Annotated in this window: 6 protein-coding genes; 4 read left to right on the top strand and 2 right to left on the bottom strand. The window is 45.2% G+C overall.

What is annotated here, in order from left to right; genetic code table 11:
• Nucleotides 1-111: 111 nt before the first annotated feature.
• A complete protein-coding gene (locus tag A1359_RS18005; protein ID WP_066986518.1) occupies nucleotides 112-1,152 on the bottom strand; it encodes an MJ1255/VC2487 family glycosyltransferase in 1,041 nt (346 codons plus the stop codon).
• The gene (locus A1359_RS18000; protein WP_066986515.1) at nucleotides 1,152-1,673 is read right to left on the bottom strand and encodes a phosphatase PAP2 family protein; all 522 of its coding nucleotides are present in this window, start codon (nucleotides 1,671-1,673) and stop codon (nucleotides 1,152-1,154) included. The genes A1359_RS18005 and A1359_RS18000 overlap by 1 nt, the downstream gene beginning before the upstream one ends.
• 242 nt (nucleotides 1,674-1,915) lie before the next feature.
• Here A1359_RS18000 and A1359_RS17995 point away from each other — a divergent pair, with 242 nt between their 5' ends.
• The 4 genes from A1359_RS17995 to A1359_RS17980 all read left to right on the top strand — a co-directional run bounded on the left by A1359_RS17995 (nucleotide 1,916) and on the right by A1359_RS17980 (nucleotide 10,356).
• Entirely contained in the window at nucleotides 1,916-3,373 is a 1,458-nt protein-coding gene (locus A1359_RS17995; RefSeq protein WP_066986512.1) for a TrkH family potassium uptake protein, read from the top strand.
• 87 nt (nucleotides 3,374-3,460) lie between these two features.
• Nucleotides 3,461-4,387, top strand: coding sequence for a protein translocase subunit SecF (secF, locus tag A1359_RS17990; RefSeq protein WP_066986509.1), 927 nt, complete (start codon nucleotides 3,461-3,463; stop codon nucleotides 4,385-4,387).
• 48 nt (nucleotides 4,388-4,435) lie between these two features.
• Nucleotides 4,436-8,104 carry a pyridine nucleotide-disulfide oxidoreductase gene (locus A1359_RS17985; RefSeq protein WP_066986506.1) on the top strand — a complete coding sequence of 1,223 codons (3,669 nt, stop codon included), beginning with the start codon at nucleotides 4,436-4,438 and terminating at the stop codon, nucleotides 8,102-8,104.
• Nucleotides 8,105-8,268: 164 nt separating this feature from the next.
• Entirely contained in the window at nucleotides 8,269-10,356 is a 2,088-nt protein-coding gene (locus tag A1359_RS17980) for a cation:proton antiporter (RefSeq protein ID WP_066986503.1), read from the top strand.
• The last annotated feature ends 194 nt before the right edge of the window (nucleotides 10,357-10,550 follow it).

The following is a 10,550-nucleotide window of genomic DNA, read 5'->3' as shown; positions in this document are numbered from 1 at the left end:
AGGAATGCGCATGAAACAAGCTTGTCAGCTGTAGGTGCGAATTTATTCGCACTGTGCGGATAAATCCGCACCTACAACGAATTCTTGCATATGATATTCCATGCTTATTCCTTAGCGTTTTATTTGCAGCACTTCCACCTGCTCCCAAACCTTTTCAACAAAAGCATGGTCCATGTCCGGCATACCATCTTTTAGCCACTGAACCAGCACTTCCGCCACACAAGGATAAGTCACACGCACAGCATGCGGATTATGCAACCAGTCTTCGATGATCTGAGTATCCAGATCGAACATGGTGTGGCCATAACCTAATTGCTCCAAGGCAGCCGCATTGGAAATTTGTTCCATTTGCGCGTGTAGTGGTTTTGCCAGAATTTTCTTGCCTAATTGTAAGGACTCACTCGCCAACTCAAAGCCGGCATTACTGATGATGCCCGAGCAATCATACAAATCCTTTTGGAAACCATCGCGTGATAAGGGTTTGAAGACTATGTTCGGATATTTAGACGTAATAACATCCGGCGCATAAACATGAAACTGAAAGTTTTCAAACGGGCATAAAAGCCGCATGACTAGATTGGGATCTTCAAACGGTAGATAAACTACAATTTTGTCAGCTTGCACAATCGTAGGAAATTCGGGCGTTTCAATAATCGGCGGCAAGATGGCTTGGCCGAAATGATGCCAGTGCAAACCCACGCCTATATCGGCAGGTGCAAAATGTTTCATCACTCTATCCGCCACAGGATCGGAGCCTTTGCGAGGAATATTATGATTGAAAGCATATTGATGACCGATGCCAATCACCTTTTTTTTCTGTTTTCTGGCTGCCCAGGCGGTCACCGGCTCAAAATCGCTAATGACTAAGTCAAAAGCACTCAAGTCCAATGTATTGATATCTTTGACAAAACGGATAGGATTAGCTTGTAAAGCTGTTTTCAAGTAAGACACTTGGCCTTTGCTGGTGTTGAATGTCAAACCTTCGCGAGTTTGATAGCCATTAAACACTTCCATATCAAAGTATTTGTCAGCGGGTCGACCGGTAAATTGAAAGGTGACATCAAAACCTGCAGCATACAGTTCTCGCGCCATCACACGAGCCCGAGTAATGTGCCCATTACCGGTACCTTGCACTCCGTAAAAAATTTTCATCATAAAATGTAGTTAAGGCTAAAAAATGCTGCGCTAGTGCCCAAAACCATCCCCATTAAAGTATCCGTAGGAAAATGCACACCTAGCACCACTCTGGAAAATCCAACCAAAACCGCCCAAAAATACAAACAGATCAGTAAGGAAGGCAAAAAGTAACCCACTAATGTGGCCACTAAAAATGCCGCTGAGGTATGGCCGGAAGGAAAGCTGAACTGATCGGAAGGCTTAATGACACTATGGAAACCGCTGATAGCCTGTTGTGGCCGGTTACGTTTGAAGCTGTTTTTTAAAATAAAATACGCCGGCCTTTCCACAGCAAATCCCAACAACAATGTTTGTAACAAAAGATCGGCTGCGCCATGTTGCCAATATAAACAGCCAGCCAATGCCACATAAAGCAACCCATCACCGGTGAACGAAATCACCCGGCAAAATTTTACTAAGCCGCCATGCATGACCCGGTTGTTAAGGCCTACGAACATTTGCACATCAAACTGGTGTATCGAATAAATCAGCTTCATCACACGCTCCAGTGGTTGTCACAACCAATTTGTGACGGTTTTGGAAAACCTATTTTTTCCCTTGCTATCGTTTACTTTAAGAGTCAGCGTGCAGCTTACGAGTACTTTGTTACAGGCTTGTGAAGGAAAGTTTAAGATTGTGTGACAACATGACTTTCTGTGATTGTTTGTTACAATTTGTGTTCCTCACTTGATCCAAGCTCCACAACCCGCCGATTTTTATCTGTTAAAACAGGCAATCTATGCAACGTTTTTGTACCCTTGCCTTTGTTCTCGGCCTTATTTTGATGGTTTTTGGACTTACTTATATTTTCCCCATTGCGACGTCTTTGTATTTTGATGACGGCATGACGAATCACTTTTTGCGTGGCATGTCGATCAACATTGGTGCCGGTGGGATTTTGGCTGCCTCGACTATGAGATTTCGCGGCGACCTAAAAACCCGCGACGGTTATTTGTTGGTGGCTTTCTTCTGGTTGTTGATGGCTTCTGCGGCTACGTTACCCTTGCTTTGGGGAATACCAGGACTATCATTTACCGATGCGTTTTTTGAGACCATGTCCGGCTTTACCACCACCGGCGCCACTGTATTGGTGGGATTGGATCAACTGGCACCCTCTTTAAACCTCTGGCGTCATGAACTGAACTGGATAGGCGGTCTTGGCATCATTGTGCTGGCCGTGGCCATTTTGCCGCTGCTGGGCGTAGGGGGTATGCAGCTATATAAAGCTGAAATCCCAGGCCCTGTCAAAGACAGTAAAATAACCCCACGCATCACCCAAACCGCCCGCCTGTTATGGTTGGTGTATGTCGGTTACACCTTGCTTTGCATTATTTGTCTATATCTGGCCGGCATGGGTTGGCTCGATGCTATCTGCCACGCATTTTCCACCTTATCGCTGGGTGGTTTTTCCTCTCACGATGCCAGTATTGGTTATTACAATTCGCCTGCGATTGAACTGGTGATTACCATCTTCATGTTACTGTCAGGCATGAATTTCGCCACACATTACACCGCCTTGCATCATGCCAGCATCAAACCTTATTTTTTAGACCCGGAAGCCATTCCCATGCTGGGCTTGGTTGCCGGCAGCATTCTGCTTTGCGCATTTTACATTTGGCATTTTGATGTTTTTCCGGACTTTTTTACCGGCTTGCGTTATGTCAGTTTCAATACGGTGTCTGTGGCCACCGGCACGGGTTATTCCAGCACAGACTACGCAAAATGGCCGGCTTTCATCCCTTGGTTGATTTTATTTTTGAGCGGCATAGTTCCCTGTACTGGTTCAACAGGCGGCGGCATTAAAATGTTTCGCGCCTTACTGTTATGGAAACAAGCCGGACGGGAATTATTCAGCATTTTGCATCCGCGTGCCGTGAATCCAGTGCGTATTGGTAACACACCCATTGCCAACCAAATCATTTTTGCTGTACTGGCGTTCATTTTTTTATATTTTATTTCCGTTGTGGTAATGACTTTTACCTTGATGTTTACCGGTATGGACCCCGTTACAGCGATTAGTGCTGTCATGGCCTGTATCAATAATACCGGTCCGGGCATGGGCTCAGTAGGCCCGGCCGCTAATTACGCCCATCTGAATGATTTTCAAACCTGGATTTGTGCCATCACCATGCTATTAGGACGACTGGAAGTATTCACCTTAGTTGTGCTTTTTACGCCTGCTTTCTGGAGAAAATAGTACAATTCACGGTCTTGATGCCTAATATTGCCTGCAAACCGGCATATTTCGATAACCATTTATTCAATTTTTACTCAGGATTTGTGCATGAAACCCATTCGACAACTTGATTTTCTCGGCAAAAGAAAGCTGGCTTTCGCTTTTTCCGGCCTTTTGCTTTTAATTTCAGTAGTATCGTTTTTCGTTAACGGTTTGTCGCTAGGCATCGATTTTACAGGCGGCAGTGTCTATGAAATGCACTTTAATCAGTCTGTCGATTTAAACAAAATGCGTACCAGCATGGCGGATCATGGCTTTGCCGACGCCAACGTACAACATTTTGGCAGCTCTGAAGAAGTATTACTCAGACTAAAGCCCGTAGCAGACGTCAAACAAGAAGACTTAAGTCAGCAAGTTTTAGAAGCCGCAAATGCCAGCCAGCCGCAACCTGGCGAAATGCGCAGAGTGGAATTTGTTGGCCCGCAAGTAGGTGATGAATTGCTGGACGATGGCGGCCTGGCCTTATTATTTGCCTTTATTGGGGTATTAATTTACGTCAGTATTCGCTTTGAATGGAAATTTTCTGTGGGTGCCGTTTTATCCTTGGTTCACGACTCAGTCATTACATTGGGCTTTTTCTCGGTTTTTGGCTGGGAATTCGATATGACAGTACTTTCGGCTATTCTGGCTATTATCGGTTATTCAATCAATGACACGATTGTAGTTTACGACCGTATCCGCGAAACCACCCGTTCCAGCCGAAACATCTCGGTCGATGAAATCACTAATGCCGCTCTGAATGAAACCTTGGGTCGCACCATCCTCACCTCATTAACGGTCTTTTTGACTGTACTGGCACTGGTTTTCCTGGGCGGTAAAACCATACATGGCTTCGCCATCGCCATGCTGATTGGTGTGGTGATAGGTACTTATTCATCGATTTATGTAGCCAGCGCCATTGCCTTGGCTTTAGGTCTGAACAAGGACGATTTATTAGTCACGCAAAAAGAAAGCGTACTGGACGAATTGCCCTAACATTTTGAATTCCAATATCTCACAAGCGACTACTAACGGAACAACTTGATGACTCAAATGCTCAACACTAGCCAATTTACACAATTAACGCTGGGTATACCCGGCTTTGAATACAAAGACCTTTACGATGCCAAGCGCCTGTCGGATTTAATGGCAGTATTCGATGAATCAATACAGCATCACGACTCAGCACTTTTTGACGAAATTGCGGCTTACCGTGCCTGTAGTGGTGAAGGCATGAAACCTGAAGCCATCTCCGAATTGTTGGTGAAAACAGCGCCTTTCGTAGGTACTTTTATTGCCAAATTATTTAATGTCACCGACGTACGCGAACAACAAATCAGCCATATCCGCGGCGAATTTGATGCGGTATTTGTTTACCGTACTGAAATTATCGGCAAATTGGCCAGTCGTTTTAAAGGTCAAACCATAGCAGATTGGGACATTTCAGCATTACAAGCCCAACTGACTGCTTTATTGGAAGCAACAGGCTTGGAATCGCTATTCAATGAAGATGCAGAACTTGCTGTCAGTCAAGTCGGCGCTGATTTATGGCGTTTATCGCAAAAAGAGGATTTAAGCGATATCGATGTCGCTGTATTAAAAAGCCGAATAAACGATTCAACAGTCTTGTGCGGTAACCATGATAGTCCAGCTGCCTTGATTGCCTGTCTGTTGGACATTGTCTGTCGCTGGAGTTTTGCGGCCAAACAAGTGCCTGAATTACAAGCCCTTACTGCCAAATGGTTAAGTTTCAAAGTACCGCAAAAAACCAATCTCGACAATCTGGTTGACCACGATAGCGTTGATCAAAATGGCTATGATGTCTGGGCAAGTGGCGAACACCACCTGCGGCGCCGTGATGGCTTTGCCCTGACCGATAAGCGTTTTAATTTAAGACAGTCGCTGTATGAAATCGATCATTGCATTTATTGCCACGACAGGGACAACGACTCTTGCTCCAAAGGCATTAAAAACAAAAAAGACGGCAGCTTTAAAGCCAATCATCTGAACGCTTTGATGACTGGTTGCCCTCTGGAAGAAAAAATTTCAGAAATGCATGTGGTTAAACGCCAAGGCGATAACATAGGTGCGTTGGCGATGATCATTATCGACAACCCGATGTGTCCCGGCACCGGCCATCGGATATGCAACGACTGTATGCGTGGTTGTATTTACCAAAAAACCGAGGCGGTCAACATTCCGCAAATCGAAACCAACGTGCTCACCGACGTATTATTCATGCCTTGGGGCTTTGAGATTTATAGCTTGTTGACACGCTGGAATCCGCTTAACGTCAAACGTCCAACCGCCCTGCCCTATAACGGCAAAAATGTCATGGTAGCCGGCATGGGTCCAGCAGGTTATACCTTAGCGCATTATTTGTTGAATGAAGGTTTTGGCGTGGTAGGTATTGATGCGTTAAAAATTGAGCCTTTACCACTGCATTTGACAGGCGACAAAAACAATCCACCCATGCCCATCATGGATTTCCAAAGCTTGTATGATGATTTGGATAAACGTGTCATGTTGGGTTTTGGTGGTGTGGCCGAATACGGTATCACCGTGCGTTGGGATAAAAACTTTTTGAAAGTGATTTACCTGACTTTACTGCGTCGTGCTGCATTCAAATGTTATGGCGGCGTGCGTTTCGGTGGCACCATCTCCATTGATGAAGCCTGGGAACTTGGTTTCGACCATATCGCTATCGCCAGCGGCGCCGGCAAACCAACTGTCATTGACCTGAAAAACAATCTGATTCGCGGCATACGTAAAGCCTCGGACTTTTTGATGGGCTTGCAATTGACCGGTGCGGCTAAAGACTCCTCCATGGCCAATCTACAAGTTCGCATGCCTGCCGGTGTTATCGGCGGCGGCTTGACGGCGATCGATACTGCGACCGAACTGCTAGCCTACTATCCGGTTCAGGTCAGCAAAATAGTCAAGCGATATGACAAATTAGTTACTGAATATGGTGAAGAAACAGTTCGCGGTCGTTATGACACTGAGGAACTGGAAATTCTGGAAGAATTTATTGCCCATGGCCGTATCATTGAACAAGAGCGCGAACGCGCAGCTGCCGCAAGTGAAACCCCTGACTTTCTGCCATTCCTGAAACAATGGGGCGGCGTGACGCTGTTCTATCGCAAGGGTATCAAGGATTCACCAGCTTACCGTCAAAATCACGAAGAAATCCATGAAGCACTTTCTGAAGGCATTTATTTAGCTGAAGGCATGAGTCCGCTGGAAGCTATTGAAGATCAGTATGGTCATCTGCAAGCCGTTCGTTTTGAAAAATTGGCCGAGCAAGAAGGCAGATGGCGTAAAACCGATGAAGTCGAAGTGAATCTTCGTGGTTTGTTCGTTGCCGCCGGCACAGCACCCAACACCATATATCAATCCGAACATCCTGGCACCTTTGTCATGGATCACAAGTTTTACAAGCGCCATGAACCTGAATGGTTGCAAGGCCAGGCTGATCTGGTGCCTACAAACGACGAAACCCAAGTCAAAGTTGGCAAACCGGCACCTTTTACTTCTTACAGTAGTAACGGTCGTTATATTACGTTCTACGGCGACAACCATCCGGTTTACGCCGGCAACGTAGTAAAAGCCATGGCCAGCGCCAAGGATGGTTATCCGTATGTGGTAAAACTATTCGAAGATGAATTATCGACATTGGATGTATCCAAACAAGCGGAGCGCGAATTGGCGTTACAGGCTTTTCAGCAACAGCTGGATGACAATCTGTTAGCGCATGTCGTCGAAGTAAATCGCTTAACGCCGACAATTATAGAAGTGGTTATCAAAGCCCCGGCAGCTGCCAAAAACTTTGAACCGGGTCAATTCTATCGGGTGCAGAACTATGAATCACTCGCACCTGTGGTTGAAGGCACCCGTTTGGCTGCCGAAGGCCTGGCTTTAACCGGTGCCTGGGTAGACAAAGAAAAAGGTTTGGTATCTTTAATTGCGCTGGAAATGGGCAGTTCCAGCCGTCTGTGCGCCACCTGGAAAGCTGGCGACCCACTGGTATTAATGGGCGTCACTGGTGCACCAACCGAGATTCCAACCGGTAAAACCGTGCTGTTACTGGGTGGTGGCTTGGGTAATGCCGTACTGTTTTCTATCGGCAAAGCCATGCGCAACGCCGGCAACAAGGTGATTTATTTCGCGGGTTACCGCAACCGGGAAGACTTGTTTAAAGTAGAAGACATCGAAGAGGCTTCAGATTTGATCGTCTGGGCAGTAGATAAGCGACCTGGTAACGATGCAATTCCAGTGACTCGTCCGCAGGACAAAACTTTTGTCGGCAATATCGTCGAAGCCATGGTGTCATTCGCCAGCGGTGAAATGGGCGAAACGGCCCTCAAGCTGCAGGATGTTGATCATCTGATCGTAATTGGTTCTGATCGCATGATGGCGGCCGTCAAAGCAGCTCGTTTTGAGGCGCTGAAACCTTATCTAAAACCTGACCATGAAGCCATAGGTTCGATAAACTCGCCCATGCAATGCATGATGAAAGGCGTTTGCGCGCAATGTTTATGCAAGCATGTCGATCCAGAAACGGGCGAAGCCAGCTTTATGTACTCCTGTTACAACCAGGATCAGGCGCTAGATCATGTCGACTTCCCTAATTTGCAGGCCCGCTTACGACAGAATACCGTACAGGAAAAACTATCCTCGTTGTGGCTGACTTATTTATTGGAAAAAGTCTGAGACAAGCCTAACGTAACGCTTTGTTTAAGCCATGGAAGGCTAATTTAAATTTTAAGCAAACCTGAATAATCAGGGTTAAATGGTTGCCTAAGGCAGTTGCGACATCGATCATCGCAACTGCCTTAGTGCTTTGATGCCGCAACTCAGATTTTGGAGAATCGCCCATGAATCTCGACGTATTTTTATCGCTCTTCAGCCTGATGCTGATCTCCTTGGCAGTATTTTTGCTGTCAAAAAAACTCAAACTGCCTTACACCGTATTACTGGTGATTGCCGGCTCACTATTAGTGCCTATTTCACATATCGAATTTTTTTCGTTTATCACCAGCTTTGATCTAACACCGGAATTACTATTTTTTGTGTTTTTACCGATTCTGATATTTGAATCTGCCTATAACATGAATATCCGGTACGTTACGGAAAATATCTACTCCATAGGCTTACTGGCAGTTGTGGGCCTGTTGATTTCAACTTTATTTATCGGTATCGGTGGCTTTTATGCCTTTGAATGGGTCGGCTTCCATGTACCCATGCTGGTGCTTTTGCTTTTTGGCGCCATCATCTCTTCTACTGACCCGGTTGCGGTACTGGCTTTGTTTAAAGAATACGGCGCACCGCAGCGTTTAACTTTAATCTTTGAAGGTGAGAGTTTATTCAATGACTCCACCGGTTTCGCTGCATTTTTAATTATTCTTGAAATGATAGTGGAAGGCTATCACGGCTACGAATCTGCAGCTTTGGCCTTGTTTTCCTTTGTAACCATGCTGGGTGGCGGTATCGTATTCGGCCTGATGATGGGCTTTATATTCGCCAAACTCATAGAAGCTGTCCGTGGCAATGAGCATTTGGAAATTACCTTGACCCTATTGGTCGCTCACTTTACTTTCATATTGACTGAAGTAATTTCCGAACATTTTGTGATTGCCGGTCAGCATATCCGCCTATCATCCATCATTGCCACCTTGGTAGCATCCATGGTTATTGGCAACTTCGGGCGCTATAAAATGTCGCCCGATGTTGAAGAGTACATGGAAAAGTTTTGGGGCTATTTTGCCTTTGTCACCAACTCGCTAGTCTTCATTTTAATGGGGCTATTGTTCGCCGACTTGGCCATTGATCTAAATATTGCCTTTCTGCCTATCATGCTGGCGATTGTTACAGTGGTGATCGGGCGTGCCTTATCAGTTTATCCTTTGATGTGGTTGTTAAATAAAACCGGCAAGGAACGACCCATCCCACGTAATTGGATGCATTTAATGGCATGGGGTAGTTTGCGTGGCTCGCTGGCTGTGATCATGGTGCTGTTAATTCCGGATGATTTAACGGTACCCGGCTGGAATTTTAAATTCAGTGTGAAAGACTTTGTTGCTGCGGTCACTATCGGCAGCATTTATTTTACCTTGCTGGTAAAAGCCACCACCATCGGCAAAGTCATGCATGCCCTAGGCATTGATGCCTTGACCGACATGGAAAAAGTGGGTTATCACAAAAGTAAGGCGCAGATTTATGACAAATTACTGCTGAAATTGAATGATCTGCAAAACGAACATCAATTAACGCCCAAACAATACGAAAATCTAAAACAACGCTATCAAAGCCTGTATCAAATAGCCTGTCTGGAATGTAAAAATGCCATCGGCGACTCAGATACCTTAATAGAAAACATGCTGCGAACCTATGCCCTGGGTATTGAAAAAGAAGAATTAAAAGAAATTTTTCAACGCGGTGAAATCGAGGAAAAAACTTACAAAAAAATCACCAATATGCTCAGCATCCAAACCGAGCGTATCAAACGTGGACAACAACAGGTTAAATCGATTAATGAGCATTTTCCGATCGACAGCCTGGAACGCTTCGTGCTCATGGTCAGCCGGCTGGCTTTCTGGCGCGACCATTCTTTCAAGGCTGAAGAGCTATATCGCTATTACCGGGCTTTGAGTAAAATCAGCGGCATTGTAGTTAAAGAACTGATAGCCGTTGAGAATTCCAGCTTGAAAGCCGTATTCGACGACAAAGCCGCAATGGAAACATTGCTAACTTTATACAAAGCCTTACAAGCAAATAACCAGGCTAAAATGCAATCAGTGATACACAAAGATGAAGAACTGCTGAATCAGCTTAATGAAGCCGAAGCAACTCAATCATTAACGGTACTGCAGGAAGTTACCCTGAATAAATTGCACAAAAATGAAATCATCACTAACAAGTTGTACATCATCTTGCGTGATGAGTTAGAGCAAAGAAATCATTAACTATTCATAATATGGATAGGGTTACTTGGTTCCTCATTTAAATAAGGGCTGGGATATATTCTTAGAATAAATCCCAGCCTTTCGGCTAGCTCTCATCTATTTTCAAAAGGGGAAGTTACTTGACGGAATCCAAAGTTGTCATTTAACCCAACAGGAGGATTCAAACTCCCGTTGGGTAAAGTGGACCCCATTGT

Source organism: Methylomonas lenta (genome assembly GCF_001644015.1).
Taxonomy (GTDB): Bacteria; Pseudomonadota; Gammaproteobacteria; order Methylococcales; family Methylomonadaceae; genus Methylomonas; species Methylomonas lenta.
The sequence above is the reverse complement of the archived record's forward strand: the minus strand, read 5'-3'. Positions and strand labels throughout refer to the sequence as shown.